Genomic DNA, 24,042 nt, shown 5'->3' with positions numbered 1-24,042 from the left:
TATGCTAGCATGAGCGTAACGAATTCAACCCCTGGTCAAATTCAGGTGATTAAACGCACCGGTGACGTTGCACCTTTTGATGCAGAAAAAATCTCTGTGGCGATTGGTAAAGCGTTCTTGGCCGTTGAAGGCCAGCAAAGCGCTGACTCCAGCCGTATTCATGACCGTATCTCTCAATTAACTGAGATGGTATTGAATACCTTTAACCGTCGTTTACCTTCTGGCGGTACCATTCATATTGAAGAAATTCAGGATCAGGTTGAACTTGCGCTTATGCGTACAGGTGAGCAAAAAGTTGCTCGCTCTTACGTGATTTACCGCGAACAACGTGCCGAAGCTCGTAAACAAACTGGTGCTCACCATCACCCTACTTTACAAGTGACAGGTTCAAACGGTCAGCTTAAACCGCTTGATCTTGGCGCGCTTGAGGCAAATATTGTTAAAGCAGCTGAAGGTTTAGAAGGCATCGATGTTCGAGCGATTATCGATGAGACTGTAAAAAACCTTTATAACGGCGTAAAAGAGTCAGACATCTCAACGACCATGATGATGGCTACTCGTACACGTATCGAACAAGAACCAAACTATACATATGTGACTGCGCGTTTATTGCGTAATGACCTTGTTGCTACAGGTTTAGAGTTCTTAGGTTTAGATACTGACACGAATGAAGGCGACGCTTTAGAAACTTTCTTGAAGAAAGGTATCGAACTTGATCTTCTTTCTCCAGAACTACTTAACTTTGACCTTGCAAAATTGGCTGCTGCGATTCAACCAGAACGCTCAAACCAATTTACTTATTTAGGTCTACAAACCTTATTTGACCGTTACTTCATCCACTCAGATGGCGTACGTTTCGAATTACCACAATTATTCTTCATGCGTGTTTCAATGGGTCTTTCATTGAACGAAGACAACCGTGAAGAACGTGCAATCGAATTCTATAACTTATTGTCTAGCTTCGATTACATGGCGTCTACGCCTACTCTATTTAACTCTGGTACTTTACGTCCACAGTTATCTAGCTGTTACTTAACAACAATTTCAGATGACCTTTACAACATTTATGGCGCAATGCGTGATAACGCAATGCTGTCTAAATGGGCGGGTGGTTTAGGTAATGACTGGACGCCAGTTCGTGCGCTTAACTCGTACATCAAAGGTACGAATGGTAAGTCACAAGGTGTTGTACCGTTCCTTAAAGTTGCCAACGATACTGCTGTTGCAGTAAACCAAGGTGGTAAACGTAAAGGTGCAGTATGTGCATACCTTGAAACTTGGCACTTGGACATCGAAGAATTCCTAGAACTTCGTAAGAACACAGGTGATGACCGTCGTCGTACCCATGACATGAACACAGCGAACTGGGTTCCTGACTTGTTTATGCAACGTGTATTCGAAGATGCTGAGTGGACTCTGTTCACACCATCTGAAACACCTGACTTGCATGACCTAACAGGTGCAGAATTTGCTGAACGCTATGCTTACTACGAAGGCATTGCGAAAGAAACCAACATGCTACATAAGAAAGTCCGTGCGAAAGACTTATGGCGCAAAATGTTGTCTATGTTGTTTGAAACTGGTCACCCTTGGATCACATTCAAAGACGTATGTAACTTACGTTCACCACAACAACACGTTGGTGTAGTTCACTCTTCTAACTTGTGTACAGAAATTACGCTGAACACGAACGAAGATGAAATCGCAGTATGTAACTTAGGTTCAATCAACCTTGTACAACACGTTCAAGGCGGTGTGTTAGATCGTGAAAAACTTGCTCGTACAGTAAAAACTGCTGTTCGTATGCTCGACAACGTGATTGACATCAACTACTACGCTGTTCCTCAAGCTCGTAACTCGAACTTGAAACACCGTCCAGTGGGTATGGGTATCATGGGCTTCCAAGATGCTTTATACGAAATGAAATTGGCTTATGGTTCTGATGCTGCGGTTGAGTTCGCTGACGAATCTATGGAAGTGATTTCTTACTACGCAATCCAAACGTCTAGCGACTTGGCACTTGAACGTGGTACTTACGAGACATTTAAAGGTTCACTTTGGGATCAAGGTATCTTGCCAATTGACTCTTTAGATATCGTACAAAAAGCACGTCCTGACCGTATGTTCGAAGTTGACCGTACAACACGTTTGGACTGGGATACTTTACGTACTAAAGTTCAAAAAGACGGTATGCGTAACTCAAACGTGATGGCGATTGCACCAACTGCAACCATTTCGAACATTTGTGGCGTATCACAGTCAATCGAACCAACATTCCAAAACCTGTATGTGAAATCTAACCTTTCTGGTGAATTCACAGTGATCAACCCGTACCTAGTGCGTGCGTTAAAAGATCGCGGTCTTTGGGATTCTGTAATGGTGAACGACCTGAAACACTTCGAAGGTTCGGTTCAAAAAATCGCACGTATTCCTGAAGAGCTTAAAGCAATCTTCGCGACTGCGTTCGAAGTTGAGCCACGTTGGATTGTTGATGCTGCATCACGTCGTCAAAAATGGATCGACCAAGCTCAGTCTCTTAACCTTTACATCTCTGGTGCAAACGGTAAGAAACTCGACATGACGTATAAAATGGCATGGTTACGTGGTCTAAAAACCACTTACTACCTACGTGCATTGGGTGCGACGTCTGCTGAGAAATCAACCATTAACACTGGTGCATTGAACGCGGTTAAGCCTGCTACTGTTGCAGCACCTGTAACTGCTGTTGCGAAAGAAGAACCTAAAGCTGAAGTTGCTGCTGAAGAAGAAGGTTTTGGTCAAGCAGCTCCAGTGCCAATGGCATGTTCAATTGACAACCCTGATTGTGAAGCTTGTCAGTAATCTGACAGGTTTTAAATCCTCCCCAACCCTCCTTTAATAAAGGAGGGAGATTCCTCGAAGCAAATGGCGGGATGCAAGTCCCCCTTTGCAAAAGGGGGATTTAGGGGGATTCCAAACTGAATAAAAATAAAATAGGAGGTGCGGATGTAGAGATTTATAAAGTTTAAGCAATAAAAAATGGCCTATCACAAGTGACAGACCATTAGTTTCAAAACCCAAGCTTTCAGAGGAAATACTTCCCTGACATGCTAAAGTTATTGAATGTTAAATTTGGCGATCTAACGAAAGATACTTTAGCAAAGTTTAGGGTATGAGTCACTCCTCTGAAAGCATCTTTTACAAAAAGGAGTTGCTGATGAGAGTAATGTGCTCATTGGATAAACCTGTTAGTGTTTGCGACTATACTCGAGTTCGATTCAATCGAACTGAATATGTTCGTTCACACTGCCGGAGTTTTCCAAACCACGCTCAGCTAAGCTTGTGGTAAACATGAGAGGCCTATAGGCCTCTTATTAAAGACTTTAAGGAAACTACCCCATGCCACATATGACGCATAACTATCAGTTAGGGCTTATCGCCTTGGTGGTTTCCTTTATTTTGACTTTTTATGTCCCGATCGCCTATTTCTGGTTTAAGGCATATAAATCGCGTAATCAAAATAAGTAGTGGGGATATTTGCTCTACCGAACACTTTTAGAGCAGTGATCGACAAAACTTAATTTTGCTTACACAAATTGAGCGTATAGTAGGACATCTCAGCGACGCTGGATGTCTATAAAAGATATAAAGCAACGAAGAGAGAACTGTTATGTCTATCCTAAGTTGGGACGATTTCGAAGATGATGAACCGAAACAAGCTGCACAAGCTCACCAGCCTGCGCCCGTCGAACCGCAAAAAACGACTGATTCGCAAGTGGTATCTAATGCACAGCACTCATCGCCGAATTTGGCAGCTGCACAACCCGCTCGAACCAGTACAAATCGACCAACAGATCCAACCGATCCGTTGGCAAGAGCATCTAACGCTCTAGAAAATCTAGACGTTGCACCTGGCTTAGAAGAGCTAGAAATGGGTGCTCAGCGTGTTCAAGTTGACGATAAAGCGATGATCAACTGCCGCGCTGACTTAAACCAACTTGTACCGTTCAAATACGAATGGGCTTGGCAGAAATATCTAGACGGTTGTGCAAACCACTGGATGCCGCAAGAAGTGAACATGAATCATGACATCGCACTTTGGAAGTCTGAAAATGGCTTAACCGAAGATGAACGTACCATTGTTATGCGTTCTTTAGGTTTCTTCTCGACTGCGGATTCATTGGTTGCAAACAACTTGGTTCTTGCAATCTACCGTCACATCACCAACCCTGAATGCCGTCAGTACATCTTACGTCAATCATTTGAAGAAGCGATTCACACGCACGCTTACCAATACTGTATCGAATCTTTAGGCATGGACGAAGGCGAAGTCTTCAACATGTACCGTGAAATTCCTTCAGTGGCTCGTAAAGCAGCTTGGGGTCTGAAATATACACAATCTTTAAGTGATCCTACGTTCAAAACAGGTACACCTGAAAACGACCAAATCTTGCTTCGCAACTTGATCGCGTTCTACTGCGTACTTGAAGGTATCTTCTTCTACTGTGGTTTCAGCCAAATCTTGTCTATGGGTCGTCGTAACAAGATGAATGGTGTTGCTGAGCAATTCCAATACATCTTACGTGATGAATCTATGCACTTGAACTTTGGTATCGACATGATCAACCAAATCAAGATCGAGAACCCTCACCTATGGACTGCTGAGTTCCAAGAAGAAATCATTCAAATGATTCTTGAAGGTACAATGCTTGAAATCGAATATGCACGTGACACTATGCCACGCGGTGTATTGGGTATGAATGCAGGCATGATGGAAGAATACTTGAAGTTCATCTGTAACCGTCGTTTGAGCCAATTAGGTTTACCTGAACAATTTGCTGGTGTGAATAACCCATTCCAGTGGATGTCAGAAATGATGGACTTACGTAAAGAGAAGAACTTCTTTGAAACTCGCGTAACTGACTACCAAACTGGTGGAGCGTTAAGCTGGTAATAAATTTTTCAGCGAAATATCAAAAGCGGAACAAAGTGTTCCGCTTTTTTTATGAAGAATTTCATTCACCCAAGCAAATCTATGCATTTAATTTAATTCATATTCTGCTAATATAAAACGGTATAAAAATACATCAATTAATAAAAATCACATAATAAAAGAGGACAGAATGAAAGGTCAGATATTAGATTATTCAGTACAAACCAATTCAGGCATTATCAGTGGAGATGATCAAAACCGTTATGAGTTTACAGGTGCAGAATGGCGTGGCCAAAACTCACCTAAACGCGGCGATCATGTAGATTTCGATATCAGTCCAGAAGGTCAAGCTGTTCAAGTATTCAATGCTCTTGGCAGCAGTAATCCTATTCAACAAATTTCACAGCAACTCGATAAAATTTCAAACCAAGACCAAGCTGAATCAAAATTCAACATGATTGATTGGTTTGTCAAATGTCTAAAAAATTATGCCAACTTTACTGGACGTGCACGCCGTAAAGAATATTGGTTTTTTGTATTGGTCTATCTTATCGCAATGATTATTACTCTGATTGTCGATTCAGTGCTTAGAACCAAAGGAATATTCACAGGTATTTTCATCTTAGCAATGGTTATTCCGTCCCTTTCCGTTGCAGTACGTCGTTTACATGATATTAATAAATCTGGTTGGTATTGGTTAATACAAATGATTCCGCTCGTTGGACCAATTCTGGTTCTAATTTGGCTTGCAACAGAAACCAAACCTGAAGTAAACCAATGGGGACAACCTGCCAAATAAATAAAAAATCGTGGCTACTATTTATGTAGCCACCCTATCTACAGCACATTAACTCAGGAAAAATATGAAAGGACAAATACTAGATTTTTCGATTCAAACTAATACTGGGGTGATTAGTGCTGAAGATGGAAAACACTATCAATTTGCTGGTCATGAATGGCGAGGTCAAAGACCACCTACACGTGGAGAACAGGTTGATTTTGCTTTGGATGAAAGTGGGCAAGCGATTCAAGTCTATATTGCATTACACCAACAAAGTTTTTCCACGAATACGCGAGCAAACTACAGTGAAAAAGAGGAAAACTATGACTTTTTCGCGTGGTCATTCAAACCACTGAAAAAGTTTGCTGAATTTGAAGGACGTGCTCGACGTAAAGAGTTCTGGTTCTTTTGGCTATTTTGTATATTGGTCACTATACTTGCCTCTATTTGCGATTTCGTTATTGACAGTGAACCTTGGCTAGAAAATATTACCAATATCGTTTTACTTATTCCTAGCTTAGCTGTTGGCGCACGTCGACTACATGACACGGGACGTTCAGGTTGGTGGCAACTTTTAATGCTCACAATCATTGGGATCATCCCACTGATTATATGGTGGGCTACAGACACCAAAGCCGAGAACAACCAATGGGGTCAACCCGCTAGAGATCTGCAACAATAAAATAAGGCGCACAATGCGCCTTATCTTTTAACAAAAAACTTTAGCCATATTTACGCGCAAAATCTTCATCTGAAGTGCATAGATAAATAATAAATTCAATAAAAGCAACAATGGATGGAATAAAGGTCCAACAGAATAGTAGATACACAATCCCCCATCCAATACGACCCAAATAGAATTTATGGATACCAAATCCACCAAGGAAGAATGCTAAGAGTGCAGCAACAATTCGACTCTTTTGACCGTATTGCGTGCCTAAAGCATTCGGCACAGCGACTAAGTAAATATCGGTTGCGTAACCCATTCCACTTGTCTCAAAATCAACAAATTGTCCACGAGCAGGAACAGTTTGTCCTTTCCAATCGCTTCCAGAAAATTGATAACGATTCTGATCATCTCCGCTGATGATGCCTGTATTATTTTGAACAGAAAAATCGAGTATTTGCCCTTTCATATAATCCTCTATGTTTTATCTTTATTTGATGATTCTTGGACGTTATTTTCATCAGCAATATAACGAATTATTGATGAATATCATATCATTAACTTATCTTGCCAAATAGCATTTTGTAAACATCAATCTCAATGCATATACCACTGCCATCGCAAATATTGCATAACCCGCAGGAGTAATAAACAACGGAATACATAAAACAATCACCACGGTTAAAGGATATAAAAGTTTTCTAAAGCCACTTTGATGATGCAATTCATGGAGTAAATATAAACTTGTCGTATAAATCACGAGGCTGATCGCCACAAAGTAGCTTTCTTTTTCAGAACTAATCAGTGCCTCATGCGAAACCACATCGACTGCGGCAGCTAAACTAGCACCAATCGCCGCGATACTAATAAAGACAAAGAAATGTCCATAACCCCAAGTAAATGCCATTTTTCGGCTATTTAAACGCTCTGCAATACTGGTATCAAAATAAGACCATCACATGGTGAACATCATCATCAGACCGCCTACCATCAAAAAGATCAGTTCAGTACTAAAACGCTGATTTGTTAATGCATCAGTCATCGCAATCGAACAGCCGACAATAGATTCGCCTAAAACGATAATGGTGAGCAGTGAATATCGCTCTGCAATATGATGCGCATGCCACGGTGTACGGCTTGCAGCTTCTGCAAAAACTGGCACAGACAGTTCAGCAATTGCGAGCAAAATGAAAAGATAAACGGTGAAATGCAGCGGTGAAAAATGAAAGAACAGCCACCCCACTTGCACAAGTATGATGCCAAAAGCATAGCGTAATGCTGTTTTCCGACGGGACAGATCATGCTTTGCAACGCGAAACCACTGCGTAACTAAGCCCAGACGCATAATGGCATAACCAATCACAATTACGTCAAAATCCTGCTTTTGAAAAGCGCTTGGAATACCTGCAGCAATGACCAAAGAACCAATGATCTGTACGAAAGTTAAGATTCGATAGAGCGCATCATCATTATCATACGCCGAAGCAAACCAACTAAAGTTCATCCACGCCCACCACAAGGCAAAAAACACCATGCCATACAGCGTTAAACCCTGAGCTAAATGATTTTCAACAATGGCATGATGCAGTTGCTGCCCTGCTGTTGCGATCGCCACGACAAAGATCAAGTCAAAAAGCAATTCTAAAGAGGTCGCGACACGATGATGCTCATGTGGATCACGTGGGTGCAAAGGTTTGAGCCACTGACTAGGGAATAAAAATGATTTGGACATAGCATTCAGCTTTATTGTTTTCTGTCTGAATTTTTTCAAAAGCCTGAAACAGTTACAAGATCGATTACATAAATCAGATGAGAAACAGTTTTCTAGAAAAAGGATAATGGCTTTAAAAACACACTTAAGATTTAGATATTTCAATTGTAGAAGTTAAAAATTCAAAGTGACAAAACTGCGAAAGACGTTTTAAGATAAAAACTCGATAGATCGATGTGTTTTTTATATCTCAGCTATATTTTTCTCTAAATTTTAATGACATACTGCTATCCACTAAAATAATAATGAAACCTAAAAGTAATGTTAGAAGAAAAATTAGCGTCTTTTCCTGACGCAGTTTGGGTACAGATTCATTATGATCAAATGCAAGTTTTAACGCGTGATCATCAAATTGTAGCTGAACAAAACTGCCCTCTGGCTTTTATAGAACGTGGAAGTTTTGTCCGAAACTATCATGTTGCAGAACAGTGCTTCAACCAACTCATACAACAGATCCACTTCAAGTGGTATGAGTTTGGACAGCCGGTTATTTTTATTCAGTTAAAAGAACGCTTAAGTGAAGAAGTCAGCGCACTCGAGCTACAAGCCATTCAAGAAATGGCTCTAAGCGCAAATGCACATTTTGTATTTGTTTACGACAAACATGGTATCGCACTCGAAGCAGAAACCATCAAAAATGATGAGTCTCCTTTGCTCAAATGGCTTTTCTGTGGGGTGATCTTGCTCATTTTGCTGATTATCTTTAAATAATCAGCATCATTCATTAGGTTCGGTGCAACTACGACACTTTCTGCTGCTGCAATTGCTCAATACTCGAAATCAAATCGTTAAAACCGTCAATTACTAGCGCTGGTGCAGCCATTTGAATTTCTTCTGTACTACCATAACCATAGCTCACAGCAATACTCGGCACAGCATTACGGCGCGCGCCTAAAATATCGTACTCACGGTCTCCCACCATCACACATTCCTTCGCATCCAACTGTTCTTGCTGCAAAATGTATTCAATTAAATCGCCTTTGTTGGTTCGCTCACCGTTCAGTTCACTGCCATAGATCACAGTAAAATATTTTGCCAAATCAAAATGTTCTAAAATTTGGCGGGCATAGACCGTCGGCTTTGCTGTAGCGACGTACAAGTGAAAGCCTTGCTGTTGTAAAGTTGCTAGAGTGTCGGCAACCGCAGGATACACTTTATTTTCAAATAAGCCCGTAACGGCAAAGCGCTCGCGATAACCAAGTAAAGCCTGATCTGCAAGTACATTATGCATATCGACATTGAGGATTTTGGCCAAAGAGGCTTTCAAAGGTGGTCCAATGATCCAATCGATATTGGTCTCATCCGAAATAGGATGTCCAATTTTCGCCAGTCCATAGCGTGCTGAAGTGGTAATGCCAACTTTTGGATCTGTTAATGTTCCATCGAGATCGATCAATATATTCTTAATCACAGCTTTTACCTTATCCATTCACTTCTGCAAAAATACTATCGAGTGTTCGCTCAAAGTTGCCTATACTATCGCAAATTTTGTGTAATAAGGACATCATTGTGCGCCCTACTGTACTGTGCTTTTCAGGTCTTGACCCTTCAGGTGGTGCAGGACTGCAAGCGGACATTGAAGCCATTGGTCAAAGTGGCGCACATGCTGCCATTGCGTGTACAGCATTAACCGTTCAAAACTCACAACGAGTGTATTCGTTTGAAGCAACCTCTCGTGAGTTATTGCTGGCCCAAGCACATGCTGTCGTCGGTGACCTCCCTATTCGCTGTGTAAAATCAGGAATGCTAGGAACGACTGAAAATATCGCGGCTCTCGCTGAGTTTTTACGTGAACATCCCGAATATCATTATGTTCTCGACCCCGTTTTAGTTGCCAATAGTGGTGGCTCTTTGGGCGATCAAGCAACTTTGGTCAAAGCCTTTGCAGAACTAATTCCACTTGCCACTGTGCTTACACCTAATACCGTAGAATTACGCGCACTCACAGGTGAAGACGACATATCTAAAGCTACAGCAAAACTTTTTGCGATGGGCGCTCAAGCGGTATTAGTAAAAGGTGGCCATGAAAATACGCCAGACTATATCCAAAACTCGTTGTACATTCAGGGTGAATTAGTTTCTGAAACCCGTTGTCCACGACTAGATGGGGAATATCACGGCTCAGGCTGCTCATTGGCGAGTTTTATAGCTGGGCGTTTAGCCTTAGGTGATGAGCTCAAAGCGGCTGTTCATCATGCCGAAACATGGCTATTTGGTGTGTTGAAAATCGCTGAATCACCTGTTGTGGGCGGACAAAAAATTCCAAAACGTTTTTAGTATTGTTGGTTATTCATGTTAAGCAGATAAAAACTACTTTATATGATTTAAAAGCCCTGTATATCAGGGCTTTTTGTAATTAAGAGTCGAGTTGAACCCAATATACTAAGGTTGGAATTTCCCATGCACCGCCAGCAAATCCTTTGCACTGTGTGGTTTTTGCCATATAAGTTTGGATAAAGCGCTGACCGTTCCACGACCATTCCCCTTTACTTTGACAATCACCAATGCCTCGTCCACGTTGGTTGGAGAAAATTTGTCCTTCACTAAACCCACTTCCAGAAAAGGTCACGGGTTGTTTGATTTGCTTTAAGTTACGATCCATCAGCCAATAGCCATTACCACTGTTATATGCCCCACGCCAACATGGCACTTCGACCAAGGCATTTTTTCCATTGATTGGAAACACCACGACTCGATCATCCTCTAAGAAATTTGCATCAAAGAGTTGAGGACAATCTTCCACTGTCGTTTTTTTCTTTATCAATCCAAATAATTGTTTGGCTGTGGGAGCATTGACGGCATACCGCGTTTGTAAACCCTTACTATAATTTTGAATATACACTTTCGGAATACTTTTAGGTTTGAGTACATTGGCCGAACTGCTATTGGCTTTACGCAATAATGCCGAATTTGTCCCTATGCGCTTTTGAAAATCATCCATACGGAGTAAAACTGCACTAGCGCCCTGCACAGACAATAACCATGTTTTGTTGTTGCCTTTCCACACAATCGGTTGATTGGCTTGTAAGGCTTGAATCAGTTTTTGAGTTTGAGCTGCACTTAACTGACCTTCCGCAGTTTTGGCATCAAGCTGCACAGTTCCCTGATTTTTACCTAAAGTGTAAAGTTGAAGTGGTTTATTTGCCGCACTTAACGTTTCAGGATCGAGTTTCACTCGTGCGCTGACTTGCGCTTGAGCGCCCGCAGCACGTTGTAATAATACAGAAATAGCGGGCTGATTGCCCTCCGCCTGATAACCTGCAACGCGACAAGTCCCCGTATTATCACAAGCGATTTCCCAATCCTTATGTGAAAAATAATTTCCTTGAATTTGAGCAAAACTCACACTACAACCCAATGCAGCAACGTAGCCCAATAAAAGTTGCCAGATGACATTATTTTTGTTCATGTCTTTGGCTCGAATAATTATATTAGAGCCATCTTAGAATGCTTTTCACTGAAACTCCAGTTTAAATGGATCTGCTACATGATTTAAATTTATAGAGATGAATCATTCAGTTGCTGTATCTCTTCACATTTTTTTCGTTTCGCATTTTCATCACTGAGCGTATTCATCAAATCTGCCGCCAGTCCTTTTAAGAGACTCATATCATCTATAGTCATTTGCAGCCATTTGATTCGGCTGCCGATTTAAAATATAGAAACTTCACAACGCAACACTATTACGACCTCTAAGCGCAACGCCTGTATAAAAAGCGAATGCGGTTACCCGAGTTGTGACTTAAATTTTAGTAAATTGAGGAAGTATTCATTTTAAATATTTGTGCAACAAAGCCCTTCTGAACGATGGTCATTATTTTTAATTTAGGCTGAAGTTTTAGAACTGCATACGAATTTCATGTAATGATTTGCAAAAAAAAAACAGAGCGACATGGCTGTGTTTTCAGATGAATTAAAAGATAATTACTTTACTTTGATGAGTCACAATATCCACGGGAACAGAAATATGTTGATGAACGATCTTCCATTGAGACTGCGTTTTTTTCATCCCAATGGTATTACGACACCACGAGATCCCCGGCGTCGGTATCCCGCTCTGATCATCAATTTTGGAATAACAGTGCAGAAAGGCAATATCAGGATCTGCATGGATGACCAATTCCCGCCTAAATACCTTTAAGCCTTCACGAAAATACTCCCGATAAAATTCCCACATTTTTTGATATGCCATTAAGCCACGCATTTCACAACTGGCATCAAAAAAGTACACATCTGCTGCGCAGGATTCAGCAATATTTTCAATTTTCAATTGGCAGATGACCTCATCCCAATTGGCTAAAAATTGCAGAATTTCGTCAGCGGCCTGTTGGTCACCAACTATTTTGATTTTATCTTGCATCTCTGGCACCTATTTATTTTATTTTTTATGAAGCATTGTTCTGGGCGGCGTTTGGAAGTTGAATTTTAACGATCTTCCAGCTCCAACCGCGGCGTTGCATACTAAATACGGTATATTTTTCTTCGCTTAGGCCTTGGAGCGGCACATACAGATCAAATCGATTCCAAGCGCTATAGCTGGCTTTGGGTTCAAGTGGCTGGCTTTGCTTTAAAGCAACAGCGGTTGCAGTTTCGTCATTTTTGGATAGTGTTGACGCATAAGGTTGTTCTGCGACCTTATTTTCAGCATGCGTGAATAGTTCAATCCCTGGGCTAATCATGCTCGGATTGGTCAGTTTGGTTATTTCTGGTAGTTGGATCGACTCTTTTAATGCTTTGCCTTGTAAAAGCAGCATGATACTGGTTGGATTGACCAGACTGTCGACTAGCGTTGCACTGAGGACTGTGCTGAGCTGCCCACCCCAAGACTGGGCAAATTCGGGTAAATGCTGTAGCCCAGTTTTCTGTTGAATGAGGTCTTCAACTTGTGGTTTTAGACTCGATTTGACTGCCGCAAAATCGATATATTGAGCAATTTTTTCAGGTTGATTGTGCTCATAGGCTTGACGTATTTGATACAACACCCAATACGGAGACGCAATCATCCAACCCATGACGATGATCAAAATCGTAATGAGCCCATAATACAAAATATGATTCTGCTTATTCATCGTTCACCACTCTAGCCAGTGAAGTTGTGGTACTTCCTTGTACCGTCAAATAAGCCTGATCTGATTGAATAGCGTCCAACCCAACAGCACTTATCTGAGAACCATATTGCTTTTGACCTAGTGATTTTGATGAGCCATCAGGGTTTATTCCCTTTCAACTATCTCTATCAGGTTATTGCAAATTTAAACTGTTAGATCTTTAATTTGGGTACTTGCACCATTGGTTTTAACTGATTCAATGCCTTTATCTCGCGATTGCTCACTGGCATAAAATTGGCTAGTTCCAATAATTTGATGGTTTGCCGCTTTCAAATTGAAATAAGGTTTGCCATTTTTGGCTGTCAGTCGTTCAAAACGGCTGTCATCTGCACTGTTCTTTTGTACAGACTCAATCCCGTTTTGTGCTGATGCTTTCGCTTTGTATAATTCACTCGTTAAAATGATTTCACCGTTACCCGCTTTTAAAACAAAACGGAACTGCTGATCATTAGAGTGACTGATCTCGTACCATCCCGACATAGGTTACCCCTTCATTTTCATTGTTTTATCTATTATTCGATCAGGATTTGTTGTTGGAAATTCAACCTGATCTACAGAATATAAATGAACTCGGTCACATTTTTCAATGTCTTTTTTGATCAGTATAAAGCTCAAAATTTAATCAAAAAGGGATTTTTTAATAAATAATTCCAATAAAAAATAATCCGACCGAAGTCAGATTTCATCATTTTTACAGCATGATGTATTTCAAAATATATGCGCGTTTCTGCATGTAATGAATGTCTTAAGAACTCACGATCTGCTTTGAATACGTCGCTTTATTCATTTCTAAAATTTCCACACAAAGTTGCACTTCTACTACTGAAGCTGTGACATGTTGTTTCAGCACGTCCAATAACAACAATGAAATTTGCTTTTGCACTTCGACCGTTCGACCCGTCAATAATGAAACTTTGGCATGCATATACGCATGTTGAGCGTGTTCATCCAAGCCCACAACAAAATCTTGTTGAGCGACAGCACGGCTCTTAATATCATTGATGGCACTCACATGACCCGATTCAAATAAGGCAGCGTTTAGCGCTTTAAGTAAAGGTCGAGCTTCGACGTCAAGGTTATTGGAATATTCCAAATGAATATGCGGCATAGTAAAGACATTTCAAACCTGTAATGCGTCTATTATGCAGGCTGAAAAGTAAAATCTATAGCGGATTAGATATCAATTTCATGTTTAAGTAGACATCCTAAGCCAAGTGTTGACTTCGCTTAGGATGCTTGAAGGTTGCTTTAGAGCGAACAAAAACGAAACTTAAACTTTTTTCACGTATTCAGATTTGAGTTTCATAGCCCCGATACCATCAATTTTACAGTCAATGTCATGACCATCTGTTGCATCAGCTAAAAGTCGAATATTTTTAACTTTGGTACCAACTTTCACCACTGACGATGAGCCTTTAATTTTAAGATCTTTCACCACAGTAACCGTGTCGCCATCGGCCAATACATTGCCATTGGCATCTTTAATCAGCACCTGTTCATCTGCAGCGCTTTCGCCTTCACGCCATTCGTGTGAGCATTCAGGACAAATCAGTAAGTCACCATCATTATAGGTATATTCAGAATTACATTGGGGACAATTGGGTAAAGACATAAAAGACCTCAAAAAAGATGGATGTAAAAATCCATAAAAACTTAATATAACATTTTTATGTATTTCATGAACTTAAAAACCATAAATATCGTATGGTTTAATCACCTTGTGAAGGTCGTAAATTTCACAACGCTACAGCACTTGAAGGTTTAAATTTTAGATATCTAATGAGGTGTTTAATATTAACGCTTTTAAGATATGCGCATGATTTTTATCCGTATGTTTAGCCGCTGTGAGTAAGGTTAGTGGCTCCTCTTTTTCCCATGCCCGTAGTTGTTCCAACTCGGCTTGATGTGGCTGTATTTCTTGCAAATAGCGCTGTTTAAACTCGTCCCATCGAGAAGCCATTGCCTCATCTTGATGATACCAACGACGTAAATCTGTAGATGGCGTCAATGCCTTCGGCCACAAATCTAGCTCTGCGCTCACTTTACTGATACCACGCGGCCACAAGCGATCGACCAAAATGCGTTTACCGTCGTCTGGGCTTATCTCATCATAAATACGTTTAATGTGTACAGTCATTAAGCCCTCCTTCGCCTATTTATAGTTTTTCGATCATTCTTCAGATTATTCATCGGGGATCGCTGGATTCACTAAAAAAGCCAGCAACTGTAAAGACTCCTGCCACCCCAAATAACAGGCATCAGGTGGAATAACGCTCGGCAACCCTGCCTGTACAATCGTCACTTCGGTTCCTACGGAGACCGCTTTAAACTCAACAGTGACTTCGATTTCACCAGCTAACTCTGGCATATCAAATTGGTCTGTATAGCGCAGTAAATGATTCGGCACGACTTCATGATAATCACCATGAAAAGCGTGTGTGGTTCCCGTTGAAAAATTTTGAAACGACATGCGGTACGAGCCACCTACACGCACATCCGAATGCTCCACATGGGCCGTAAATCCATGCGGTGCCATCCATTTCACCAAAGCATCTGGCTCCACAAAGGCACGATAAACGCGCTCTACAGGCGCACTAAAAACACGATGTAATCGAACAGTATTGCTCATGATGATGTCCTTGTGTCATTGTTTTCACTGAATCATCCACATGCATTCACCCTCGCTTTATCGTCCATTTTTATCACACTGAAACGTTCTAAATGAAACAGCTTTGAGACATGCGAGAAAGGTCATTGCTGTTCAATACTATAGTGAATCCTACAGATTGATCCCATCACTTTAACGCAATGCCGTGTTATGTTTTGTGAGCTGCATTTATATTGATTTTTATAAAAATATTGAAAAATCAAAATTTTACACAATTTCTCTAAAATTTAAATAATAAAAAACCCAGTTGAAAGACTGGGTTCTTGTTGCTAAAGATGCAATAGTGAGACTTAGCTCAATTGTGCTTCATCTTCTTCCAGATCATCATCTTCATAGATATAAGCCATACAACCCCAGCCATCATATTCGCCCGAATGTTGTTCCGCAATTTTAATAAACCACTGCTCTAAATCAACGATATCTTCATAATCAGGTTCCATATAGACATAGACCGTGATAATCCATTCCACGCGATCTGATTCTTCATCTTGGAACAACGAAATTTTTTGCTCTTCTTTCAATAAATACAATGCACACTGTTCAGCCTGCGCTTCGTTCGAAAAGGCAATTGAATATTCGATTTCGTGCGGCACAGATAAATCATCACCATCTTGCTGCATCTGCCACAGCACATTGCCATTATCATCATCTGGAAATTGTTTAAAATCACGAGTCATTGTACTTTCCCTTATCGTTTATGAATTTTATTCTGTTGACTTAGATTAACGGATAATTGTTGCAATTTGCATTAGCGAAATCTCTTTAATCAGAAATAGACCGCCGAAGTGATCTTTCTGATAACAATTCAAATTAAACCACAACATCCATGTGGGCCTGAGTTTCTTTGAGATGTAAAACCAAAGCTGCCATTTTCAATTCTTCTAAGCGTAATTGTAGATAACTGTCGAGTACCCGTGCCTGACTAAAATGTACACCATGCGCATTGAGCAAGGTGAAATCATCCGCCAAAGCCTGCAATAGCTCACCTAAGTTTTTGGTATTTAATTGGGCTAAATACAAATCAGCACGACTATTAAACACCAATGTAAATAATTGCATCGCAGCCAAACGACGTTCTTCATCAACATAATTACAGTTTGCAGTCGATTGCTGCTCCATTGCATCAATCATTTTGCAACGTACCGCAGTCAAATTTTGCTTTGCCGCAGATTCATTCATACCATCCATCAGCTGATCTAAAATACTCTGTAAAGGCAAAAAGAACGCTGACTGATAGCCCCGTATTTTGTTGTCCAAAGCACGGTTGATGTTTTCCAAATGCTGCTGATCCAGCGCTTGGCTATATAAACCTTTTAACTCGGCACGGGCTTGTTCCTGCGTTTGTAATTTGGCTTTTTCTTGATATTTGCTCAAATACTGACGCACTTGTTCGATCTTGGCGCGAATATCATTCAACATGATATCTGCATTGGCTTTGGTGACTTCTAACAAGCCATCTGCCTGTAAAGTTCGATACTCAACATATTGTTCAATATCCACAATATGTTGATATTTCGCTACTTTATCGACTTGGATTTTTAAGCCACTGTTTTGAATGCGTAATTGACTGATTTCATAATTCAGTTCATCTTGTTGCGACTCTGTTTCAGCCAGTTTTAACCGCGCACGATCGAAGTTTTCCTGCAGTGAACGTAGGGTTTTATCATTTTTCAATTTGCGGTTATAAACAAAAAGGAGAGCCACAATTAATAGGATGATAAGGACAATTAAAGCAATATTGATCATTTGCCAATCCTCAAAATAAGCTTCAATAATTTAAGTTTATTCCCCAAAACAAACCTAATTTATAAAAATTAAAATCAATAATTTATTTCATATTAGCAGAATAAATGCAAAAAACTGTATTTATCTGACCAAATACACACTTGCACACAATTTAACTAAAATGCTGTTTTAAATCATTTTAATAAAATATTTTTATATTAAAAAAGTAATCATTCAATATTCATTAGAAAATATAATAAAACCTTAAAAATGGCGTTTATTTACTAAAAGCTACAAAGAAATTTAATATCAATCTTTCTAAATTTTTCACATACTTTATAGAGATATTTAAATTATTTATATATCCCCAGAATTGGGGATATAGTGTATATCATGAATCATTTTTAAGCAGAAAAACCTATTTAAAGCTGTAGATATTCTGCGCTTTTTACGAGTCCCAAAGGTTTTAATTCAATGCAGCAGTTTTTATGAACAATGAGCATTCACATGAATATGCTTTAAAATTCTGCCGCACAATGAATATGAACAGCTTGTTGAGTTAAAGGCTGGGTAAATGCCAGATCGCAAGCATGTAACGCCATCCGTCCGAGTGAGCTCTGTTTTGCATTCGGGTGATACAGTTGATCCCCTGTAATTGGGTGCCCAATATGCATCATGTGTACACGTAGCTGATGAGAACGCCCTGTCACTGGTGTTAATAATACTCGGCTAATGTCCTTGCTTGCGTCATAGCTAATGGCTTGATACAAGGTTTTTGAGGGTTTGCCCAATTCAAAATGCACCATCTGACGTGGGCGATTTTCCCAGTCCGTAATGAGGGGCACTTCAACACTGCCCTCACCTTCAAGTTTGCCCTGAACTAAAGCCACATATTGCTTTTGAACCGTCCGCGCTTGGAACATTTTACTCACTGCCACTTCTGCATCGCGGTGTTTCGCAAACATCAAAATGCCTGATGTTGCCATGTCTAAACGATGGGTAATTTTTGCAGCAGGATACTGCTCCAAAACACGAAGGTAGGCACTGTCATGATGCTCAGGCAAACGTCCCGGAACCGACAACAATTCCGCCGGTTTTTCGATAACAACCAAGTCTGCATCTTCATACAAAATACGTAGAGGACCTTGAGGCGGCGCATAGACAAAGTTGGGATCTAAAGGCATGGATAGACTGTGTACTGGGAGAATGTCGGCAAAATAACAACTGACTAATTCGCTGTCAATCGACTTTGGCCGATCAGGTCTAACCCTAACGATTATTGGTCCCCAATTTACCAAAGGCTGGTGCTAATGAATGAGACAAATCATCCTCCAGTAACTGTAAGATGCTTGCACTCGTGGTTAAAGGATACTGATGTAGTGTGATGCGATATTTGCCCTGAAACCACTGCGATAAATGCAAGGCATAGGTTCGTTTAGGCCCAAAACCTAAATGTTGTTTTAAACGACTCTTGATACCTGTCCGTGATGATCCAACATACAGGATATGATTGGGTTGATTTAACTTGGCACAGGCATGGGTTTTCAATGCCTTAAATGCGGCATAGTCCTGATATGTCTGCTGTATATCGCCACCGACCTGCTCTATTACATAAATATAATGTGCGTGTTGAGCAAGATCATCAAAACTTGAAAACTCAAATATACATTCCGCTTTAGTCTGCTGTGCTTGCAGACAATCCTGTATCAATTGATCCAGATAACCCATAACAAAATTATTTAAAATTTAGACAGTTAAGCATAACAACTTTGTGAAAAAGGACAATCTGAAGCTTAGATTAAGTTTGAGTTCTTCTGCGTGATATTTATTACATCAGCAATAATCAAAGTGTGTTGGGAATGAATGCGAAGTTTGGAATTTTGAAAAAGATGGAAGGATTTATTATTCGTTTGAATTCTTTAAAATTTTTTAGGGTGTAAGAGAAAACAGTGTTGTTTACTTCAACTATCATCACTTTGTAAGTCATGATCTTATAGCCTATAAACTTCTGGTTTATAGCGTCCTAAGCTGAATCGAGACCTTTTGGGTGAGTACTGTACACGTGTTTTGCACCACTGACAGCATGCTACTCTTTTCAATCTCTGTAACACCCTTGGGATATATAGTAGTGATATCGAAGAGGGATTGTTTCCCTGAAAATTACTGTTTTTGGCTTATTTTAAAAATATTTTTCACATTTAAAGATATATTGAAAATATTTTCTCCTTGTATCATTTTTTAGCATTTTTTCCATCTTATAAATGACTTTTTCCGAGAATTTCCGCCACAACTTAGTACTCAAACAACAATTATTTATGCTGTTCAAAGCAAACTATTACTTCTTTTTACTCATTTCAGACAGCAAATCCAGCTGAATTTCCTGAATCTTGGCAAGACGATCCCATTGATGCATCAACAAATGATCTATCTTTTCATGTAAATGGCGAATTTCTAATTCAGCTTTTAAATTCACCTGATAATCATTCTCCGAACGCATGCGGTCTTTAGCTTCTTGACGGTTCTGGCTCATCATAATAATGGGCGCTTGTATGGCAGCGAGGCAAGACAACATCAAATTCAGCAAAATAAAAGGATAAGGATCAGCAGGGTGCTTCACCATCACCACCGTATTGACTAAAATCCACACCGCTAAAAACAATGTAAAACAAATAAGAAATGCCCAGCTACCGCCGAATGTTGCAATTTTATCCGCTAGCCTTTCGCCAAAACTCCACTGCTGATCCAGCTTTTCTTCAACATTTTTGCTAATCAGATCATGCTGCTGCATGCTGTTCAGCACTTCATATTCTAAATTGGAGACTTCGCCTTGTTCGGAGTTCAGAATTGACTGTACATATTGCATACGGTATTTGGTCAAATCAGTTTGGCATATATAGTCCTGAGCACCAGATTCAGGAAAATCCTGTGCAATTTCTTCTGTAATGACTTTACGCACGGTTCCCATTGGAATCATATTTTTCAGTGGGAAACTTTTTTTGCACACCAAACAAGTACGGCATTCTACTTTCCCGTTCATTCTTGCCTTGCCCAATTGAATTTTATGTTCTTTTGAGCATACTGTTTTGCCTAAATTTAATGCAAGCAGCTTGTGCTTTTACACTCAGTATTTTTTATGGTTAAGCCTATTTTAGATAGTGCAATGCAATATAGGGGGTTAAATTCAAAAGTAAAATACCAATTTTATAGACAGCCATTCCACCATAATGAATAGCGTCAAACTGCTGATCGCTCAGCTTAAACCACTGCCCATGCAGGCGTTTCATCCAATCTTTAGCAAAGACAAATACCACAAACCAAATGATTAAAATCAGATAGTTAATCACTAAGCTATACAGCAAGAAATCGCTTAAATGACTCAAGTTCATGGCAAATCTCCTAAGCGTATTTTTATCCTTAGTTTATGCCCCTTTCGAGCAATTGAATATTGCTTTTAAATTTCCGCTTAGATTTGGACTATTTTATGAGAGATGCCTGACGATCTTTGAGCTTGTGCTGATTTCACTGGTGTGGTTTGTTTTGTGCGGATTAAAGGAGTAATTATTGTTTTTTATTTTGGCTTAAATTTTTGGGGTGGTATAAGAGAAAACAATGTTGTTTACTTCAACTATCATCACTTTGTAAGTCATGATCTTATAGCCTATAAACTTCTGGTTTATAGCGTCCTAAGCTGAATCGAGACCTTTTGGGTGAGTACTGTACGCGTGTTTTGCACCACTGACAGCATGCTACTCTTTTCAATCTCTATCACACCCTTGAGATATACTTTAACCAAAGGGCATCGGGATTAATTTCCTAAGTTTTTCTAATTTTCTGCAAATTCAGCAAATTTTTTCAGCCATTTTAGGTTTAGCAGGATATTTTATCTTTTCAGCTCATTTCAGCGTTTTTTATCTGCAGATTTGCCCAATTATAAGAAAATTTTCTTTCACAATAGATTAAACGTGCAAACACAGTGGCAAATTAAAAAATGTATCGCCACTGAACATTCATCCCTTCATTTGAATTATCTACATTAATCATGACTCACAAAACACCGCTCAGTGAGTAACTAATGATCTAGATCTATCTTTGTTCTACTTATTGAACTGATGTTACGCAGTAACATCAGAAGCGCAATTTGCTTCAAATAAATGAACGATACGCGGTAACGTCATTCGCAAGTGTTTTAGACAGGGCTACTTTTAATCAAAAATGTTTTTGCGATACTGTGAATAATTTGACGGTAATGAGCGAGTTTTGTCGGTGAGGTGCATTGCACCGCAAGATGGTTTCCTTGCGAAGCTTTGCTTCTCATTTTGCCGAATGAGAAACAACGTTTCGTAAGAGTACCTCCAGCCGAAGGCTAATCCTTTTATTCAATCCCTAGATATAAGATGCCGTCGAATAGAATTAAAAATCATTTTAAAAATGCAAAACTACTTTTAAGTGTGTAACATCAGTTATTTAATGGATGATCTATTCAATGCATTATTGGTCAATGAGCTAAATAGCTTTGTACCCACTGTGCGCTAAACCACCAACCACTACATGCCGCCATACCACAGAGTAAATTGGCCAAAATTTTATTCATTCGACTGAGGTCTGATGCATATATTTTGAGATTGATCAAATAAGCAATCACGGCATATACCAGTCCAATCGCACCACCAATTATGATCAGGATCAAAGGCCATGCTGCATAGGCATGTGCCACTGCTGGATATTTTGTAGAACGGATGGTTTCTGTGGTCATGCTGTATATCCTATTAATAACGCGATTACCTGTTTTAGTTAGCAATTTCTGCGCCATTATTCTTGGATATACAGCTTTATTTCAAGGTTAATGCATGTTGAATTTCTAGCTTTGACTACAGCATTTATCGCAACCGACAACTTTTTCTGTTGGCCAGCTCATTCGTGCACGCTTATAAGCGAGTTCGAAATTGGCAAAATAACCAATCAATATTTGCTGGTCAAATTGCGGCATGTCTACACATCCTTGCGAACCATTGTGAATTAAATGCGAGCCATTCGTTAAGGCATTTTCATCGACTATAAATTTAATCATCTACCATTCCCCTCATTATTTTTTATAAAATTCAAAGATTAATAAATCCATATAAAAATTATGTGATTTATAATCACATACTAAAATTATGCCTTTGTTGTTTAAAAATCAACCATATTTTAAAGATATTTTTAGGCGTCTCTTGGATGACTTAAACGCAGAATGATGTGCTCTTTTAGGATGGATAGGTGGGATTGCTCGATTTCATTTTTTGCGCTTAAGCCGAGTGCTTGGAATGTTGAATAAAGGTATTTTTCACCCGAACTGGCATTAACAAATACGGCGTCCAAATCAGACAACCTATATTACTCGTCGCTAACTGTATGATGCTCTCTGTCTCAGTAGCACTTTTTATAATTTATATAATCTTTATCAACCACTGAAAAACTCAGTTTCGGATTTTTATTTCTATATTTATTAACCCGAATCCCGCTTAAGCCAATAATTCCATAATTTGAATTGTTGGTTTATTTTGATGATTAAGTTGATATGCACATAACGATGCGTAAATCCCACTCAGAAATCCATGAATACTACGAGCTTTACTCGTCACTAAATTGTATTGTCCTTTCAATAAGCTGAATAACGTTTCTATCTTATTTCGTTGTCTTAAGTGATATTCATCTGATGCAGATAGTTGGATGGATTGCATATTTTTTCGATGGTAAGTAATCAAATCAATACCTTGATCTTTTAACCTACTTTTTAGTTCCTGGCTGATATAACCACGATCTCCATATAGCTTTGCTTCTAAGCCGTCAGCCAATTGCTCAACCATTTTTATGTCAGCTATATGCCCATTTGATAAAGCAGAACAAGCGATTTCACCAAATGGGTTCATCGCAATATGTAGCTTACAGCCATAAAACCAGCCCATCGAGCTTTTACCACGAGATGCTATTTGAGCTAATGATTTATGGCGTTGAATACGTTGATTTTTACAGACTGGCAAAGTCGTTGAATCAATCCACAAATATTGGGTATTTTGACCTTTCATCAGAGCCACATGTAAAGCATGTATTGCTAATTGGTGCATATTGATCAGATGAATCATCCGTTGGTAACATGGTAAGCTTTTAAACAAATGTCTTTTATCTTCTTTTAACCATATGAAAAAGGCTTTGAAATTGCTGAAATAAGAACATTTATACCAAATGGCAATAAAGCAGATTTCCGAGATCGTCAGATGAGCACGTCTGATTCTTAAAGAATGGCTATTTTGTTTGAGAAAGTTCCAATAAGTTGCTTCAAATTTAAGAAAGAAATCATCAATTACGCAGAATAATTCGGTACTATTGAACATTAGGACTAGAGTTGTGAGTTTTGTGTGGTAACTCAACTG

At 39.5% G+C, this 24,042-nt stretch carries 26 protein-coding genes and 1 pseudogene; 6 read left to right on the top strand and 21 right to left on the bottom strand.

Features of this window, described 5'->3' with window-relative positions:
* Nucleotides 1-9: 9 nt before the first annotated feature.
* From FTT76_RS00495 to FTT76_RS00480, 4 genes are all read left to right on the top strand, one after another.
* Nucleotides 10-2,841 (top strand): ribonucleoside-diphosphate reductase subunit alpha, encoded by a 2,832-nt coding sequence (locus FTT76_RS00495; protein ID WP_180164137.1) that lies wholly within the window; start codon nt 10-12, stop codon nt 2,839-2,841.
* 808 nt (nt 2,842-3,649) lie between these two features.
* The gene (locus FTT76_RS00490) at nt 3,650-4,933 is read left to right on the top strand and encodes a ribonucleotide-diphosphate reductase subunit beta (RefSeq protein ID WP_078191110.1); all 1,284 of its coding nucleotides are present in this window, start codon (nt 3,650-3,652) and stop codon (nt 4,931-4,933) included.
* Between the two features lie 169 nt (nt 4,934-5,102).
* Nucleotides 5,103-5,711, top strand: coding sequence for a DUF805 domain-containing protein (locus tag FTT76_RS00485; RefSeq protein ID WP_168378561.1), 609 nt, complete (start codon nt 5,103-5,105; stop codon nt 5,709-5,711).
* 64 nt (nt 5,712-5,775) lie between these two features.
* Nucleotides 5,776-6,375, top strand: coding sequence for a DUF805 domain-containing protein (locus FTT76_RS00480; protein ID WP_180009312.1), 600 nt, complete (start codon nt 5,776-5,778; stop codon nt 6,373-6,375).
* 40 nt (nt 6,376-6,415) lie between these two features.
* Here FTT76_RS00480 and FTT76_RS17565 read toward each other — a convergent pair whose 3' ends face one another.
* Together FTT76_RS17565 and FTT76_RS00470 are read right to left on the bottom strand one after the other, a co-directional pair.
* Complete coding sequence (locus FTT76_RS17565) at nt 6,416-6,829, bottom strand: TM2 domain-containing protein (RefSeq protein WP_228144741.1); 414 nt, start codon at nt 6,827-6,829, stop codon at nt 6,416-6,418.
* A 93-nt stretch (nt 6,830-6,922) separates the two neighbouring features.
* Nucleotides 6,923-8,092, bottom strand: a pseudogene (locus FTT76_RS00470) (low temperature requirement protein A).
* Between the two features lie 300 nt (nt 8,093-8,392).
* On the opposite strand from FTT76_RS00470, the gene FTT76_RS00465 reads away from it, so the two are divergent.
* On the top strand, nt 8,393-8,842 hold the full coding sequence (locus tag FTT76_RS00465; protein WP_180004736.1) for a hypothetical protein: 450 nt from the start codon (nt 8,393-8,395) through the stop codon (nt 8,840-8,842).
* 28 nt (nt 8,843-8,870) lie between these two features.
* On the opposite strand, the gene FTT76_RS00460 is transcribed toward FTT76_RS00465, so the two are convergent.
* Complete coding sequence (locus tag FTT76_RS00460) at nt 8,871-9,542, bottom strand: HAD-IA family hydrolase (protein WP_180009333.1); 672 nt, start codon at nt 9,540-9,542, stop codon at nt 8,871-8,873.
* Between the two features lie 98 nt (nt 9,543-9,640).
* Between FTT76_RS00460 and FTT76_RS00455 the strand changes: the two genes are divergently transcribed.
* A complete protein-coding gene (locus FTT76_RS00455; protein WP_180009310.1) occupies nt 9,641-10,408 on the top strand; it encodes a hydroxymethylpyrimidine/phosphomethylpyrimidine kinase in 768 nt (255 codons plus the stop codon).
* A 79-nt stretch (nt 10,409-10,487) separates the two neighbouring features.
* On the opposite strand, the gene FTT76_RS00450 is transcribed toward FTT76_RS00455, so the two are convergent.
* The 18 genes from FTT76_RS00450 to FTT76_RS00365 form a co-directional block, all read right to left on the bottom strand.
* Complete coding sequence (locus FTT76_RS00450) at nt 10,488-11,540, bottom strand: DUF1176 domain-containing protein (protein ID WP_180009308.1); 1,053 nt, start codon at nt 11,538-11,540, stop codon at nt 10,488-10,490.
* A gap of 504 nt (nt 11,541-12,044) precedes the next feature.
* Nucleotides 12,045-12,491, bottom strand: coding sequence for a nuclear transport factor 2 family protein (locus FTT76_RS00445; protein ID WP_218948513.1), 447 nt, complete (start codon nt 12,489-12,491; stop codon nt 12,045-12,047).
* A gap of 25 nt (nt 12,492-12,516) precedes the next feature.
* Complete coding sequence (locus FTT76_RS00440) at nt 12,517-13,200, bottom strand: DUF2939 domain-containing protein (protein WP_180004734.1); 684 nt, start codon at nt 13,198-13,200, stop codon at nt 12,517-12,519.
* Between the two features lie 183 nt (nt 13,201-13,383).
* A complete protein-coding gene (locus FTT76_RS00435; protein WP_180009306.1) occupies nt 13,384-13,719 on the bottom strand; it encodes a YegP family protein in 336 nt (111 codons plus the stop codon).
* Nucleotides 13,720-13,984: 265 nt separating this feature from the next.
* Nucleotides 13,985-14,347 carry a 5-carboxymethyl-2-hydroxymuconate Delta-isomerase gene (locus tag FTT76_RS00430; RefSeq protein ID WP_180009304.1) on the bottom strand — a complete coding sequence of 121 codons (363 nt, stop codon included), beginning with the start codon at nt 14,345-14,347 and terminating at the stop codon, nt 13,985-13,987.
* Nucleotides 14,348-14,509: 162 nt separating this feature from the next.
* Nucleotides 14,510-14,851 (bottom strand): zinc ribbon domain-containing protein YjdM, encoded by a 342-nt coding sequence (locus tag FTT76_RS00425; RefSeq protein ID WP_168378554.1) that lies wholly within the window; start codon nt 14,849-14,851, stop codon nt 14,510-14,512.
* A gap of 156 nt (nt 14,852-15,007) precedes the next feature.
* Entirely contained in the window at nt 15,008-15,376 is a 369-nt protein-coding gene (locus FTT76_RS00420; RefSeq protein ID WP_180009302.1) for a DUF488 domain-containing protein, read from the bottom strand.
* Nucleotides 15,377-15,421: 45 nt separating this feature from the next.
* Entirely contained in the window at nt 15,422-15,868 is a 447-nt protein-coding gene (locus FTT76_RS00415; RefSeq protein ID WP_078191122.1) for an SRPBCC family protein, read from the bottom strand.
* A 329-nt stretch (nt 15,869-16,197) separates the two neighbouring features.
* Nucleotides 16,198-16,584 (bottom strand): ribonuclease E inhibitor RraB, encoded by a 387-nt coding sequence (locus FTT76_RS00410; protein WP_168378552.1) that lies wholly within the window; start codon nt 16,582-16,584, stop codon nt 16,198-16,200.
* Nucleotides 16,585-16,717: 133 nt separating this feature from the next.
* Nucleotides 16,718-17,653, bottom strand: a complete 936-nt coding sequence (locus tag FTT76_RS00405; RefSeq protein WP_180027254.1) for a hypothetical protein — start codon at nt 17,651-17,653, stop codon at nt 16,718-16,720.
* 497 nt (nt 17,654-18,150) lie between these two features.
* Nucleotides 18,151-18,816: a pseudouridine synthase gene (locus FTT76_RS00400; RefSeq protein ID WP_078191125.1), complete on the bottom strand. Its 666-nt coding sequence runs from the start codon at nt 18,814-18,816 to the stop codon at nt 18,151-18,153.
* Nucleotides 18,817-18,901: 85 nt separating this feature from the next.
* Complete coding sequence (locus FTT76_RS00395) at nt 18,902-19,360, bottom strand: GIY-YIG nuclease family protein (protein WP_180008474.1); 459 nt, start codon at nt 19,358-19,360, stop codon at nt 18,902-18,904.
* Between the two features lie 607 nt (nt 19,361-19,967).
* Nucleotides 19,968-20,669 (bottom strand): DUF1003 domain-containing protein, encoded by a 702-nt coding sequence (locus FTT76_RS00390; protein WP_168378549.1) that lies wholly within the window; start codon nt 20,667-20,669, stop codon nt 19,968-19,970.
* A 106-nt stretch (nt 20,670-20,775) separates the two neighbouring features.
* A complete protein-coding gene (locus tag FTT76_RS00385) occupies nt 20,776-21,018 on the bottom strand; it encodes a DUF6868 family protein (protein ID WP_078191128.1) in 243 nt (80 codons plus the stop codon).
* 1,109 nt (nt 21,019-22,127) lie between these two features.
* A complete protein-coding gene (locus tag FTT76_RS00380; protein WP_180004725.1) occupies nt 22,128-22,385 on the bottom strand; it encodes a hypothetical protein in 258 nt (85 codons plus the stop codon).
* Nucleotides 22,386-22,490: 105 nt separating this feature from the next.
* Complete coding sequence (locus FTT76_RS00375; protein ID WP_180004724.1) at nt 22,491-22,700, bottom strand: hypothetical protein; 210 nt, start codon at nt 22,698-22,700, stop codon at nt 22,491-22,493.
* Nucleotides 22,701-22,917: 217 nt separating this feature from the next.
* Nucleotides 22,918-23,055 carry a DUF2569 family protein gene (locus FTT76_RS17775; protein WP_373686525.1) on the bottom strand — a complete coding sequence of 46 codons (138 nt, stop codon included), beginning with the start codon at nt 23,053-23,055 and terminating at the stop codon, nt 22,918-22,920.
* A gap of 78 nt (nt 23,056-23,133) precedes the next feature.
* Nucleotides 23,134-24,003 carry an IS982 family transposase gene (locus tag FTT76_RS00365; RefSeq protein WP_180008583.1) on the bottom strand — a complete coding sequence of 290 codons (870 nt, stop codon included), beginning with the start codon at nt 24,001-24,003 and terminating at the stop codon, nt 23,134-23,136.
* Between the last annotated feature and the right edge of the window lie 39 nt (nt 24,004-24,042).

The sequence above is a fragment of the Acinetobacter sp. YH01009 genome, from assembly GCF_013420765.1.
Lineage (GTDB): Bacteria > Pseudomonadota > Gammaproteobacteria > Pseudomonadales > Moraxellaceae > Acinetobacter > Acinetobacter amyesii.
Note: the sequence above shows the minus strand (reverse complement) of the source record. Positions and strands in the feature narration are given on the sequence as shown.

Coding starts and splice junctions, on each gene's coding strand:
- FTT76_RS00495 (WP_180164137.1), top strand. CDS start 10: ATGAGCGTAACGAATTCAACCCCTGGTCAAATTCAGGTGATTAAACGC.
- FTT76_RS00490 (WP_078191110.1), top strand. CDS start 3,650: ATGTCTATCCTAAGTTGGGACGATTTCGAAGATGATGAACCGAAACAA.
- FTT76_RS00485 (WP_168378561.1), top strand. CDS start 5,103: ATGAAAGGTCAGATATTAGATTATTCAGTACAAACCAATTCAGGCATT.
- FTT76_RS00480 (WP_180009312.1), top strand. CDS start 5,776: ATGAAAGGACAAATACTAGATTTTTCGATTCAAACTAATACTGGGGTG.
- FTT76_RS17565 (WP_228144741.1), bottom strand. CDS start 6,829: ATGAAAGGGCAAATACTCGATTTTTCTGTTCAAAATAATACAGGCATC.
- FTT76_RS00465 (WP_180004736.1), top strand. CDS start 8,393: ATGTTAGAAGAAAAATTAGCGTCTTTTCCTGACGCAGTTTGGGTACAG.
- FTT76_RS00450 (WP_180009308.1), bottom strand. CDS start 11,540: ATGAACAAAAATAATGTCATCTGGCAACTTTTATTGGGCTACGTTGCT.
- FTT76_RS00445 (WP_218948513.1), bottom strand. CDS start 12,491: ATGCAAGATAAAATCAAAATAGTTGGTGACCAACAGGCCGCTGACGAA.
- FTT76_RS00440 (WP_180004734.1), bottom strand. CDS start 13,200: ATGAATAAGCAGAATCATATTTTGTATTATGGGCTCATTACGATTTTG.
- FTT76_RS00435 (WP_180009306.1), bottom strand. CDS start 13,719: ATGTCGGGATGGTACGAGATCAGTCACTCTAATGATCAGCAGTTCCGT.
- FTT76_RS00430 (WP_180009304.1), bottom strand. CDS start 14,347: ATGCCGCATATTCATTTGGAATATTCCAATAACCTTGACGTCGAAGCT.
- FTT76_RS00425 (WP_168378554.1), bottom strand. CDS start 14,851: ATGTCTTTACCCAATTGTCCCCAATGTAATTCTGAATATACCTATAAT.
- FTT76_RS00420 (WP_180009302.1), bottom strand. CDS start 15,376: ATGACTGTACACATTAAACGTATTTATGATGAGATAAGCCCAGACGAC.
- FTT76_RS00415 (WP_078191122.1), bottom strand. CDS start 15,868: ATGAGCAATACTGTTCGATTACATCGTGTTTTTAGTGCGCCTGTAGAG.
- FTT76_RS00410 (WP_168378552.1), bottom strand. CDS start 16,584: ATGACTCGTGATTTTAAACAATTTCCAGATGATGATAATGGCAATGTG.
- FTT76_RS00405 (WP_180027254.1), bottom strand. CDS start 17,653: ATGATCAATATTGCTTTAATTGTCCTTATCATCCTATTAATTGTGGCT.
- FTT76_RS00400 (WP_078191125.1), bottom strand. CDS start 18,816: ATGCCTTTAGATCCCAACTTTGTCTATGCGCCGCCTCAAGGTCCTCTA.
- FTT76_RS00395 (WP_180008474.1), bottom strand. CDS start 19,360: ATGGGTTATCTGGATCAATTGATACAGGATTGTCTGCAAGCACAGCAG.
- FTT76_RS00390 (WP_168378549.1), bottom strand. CDS start 20,669: ATGAACGGGAAAGTAGAATGCCGTACTTGTTTGGTGTGCAAAAAAAGT.
- FTT76_RS00385 (WP_078191128.1), bottom strand. CDS start 21,018: ATGAACTTGAGTCATTTAAGCGATTTCTTGCTGTATAGCTTAGTGATT.
- FTT76_RS00380 (WP_180004725.1), bottom strand. CDS start 22,385: ATGACCACAGAAACCATCCGTTCTACAAAATATCCAGCAGTGGCACAT.
- FTT76_RS00375 (WP_180004724.1), bottom strand. CDS start 22,700: ATGATTAAATTTATAGTCGATGAAAATGCCTTAACGAATGGCTCGCAT.
- FTT76_RS00365 (WP_180008583.1), bottom strand. CDS start 24,003: ATGTTCAATAGTACCGAATTATTCTGCGTAATTGATGATTTCTTTCTT.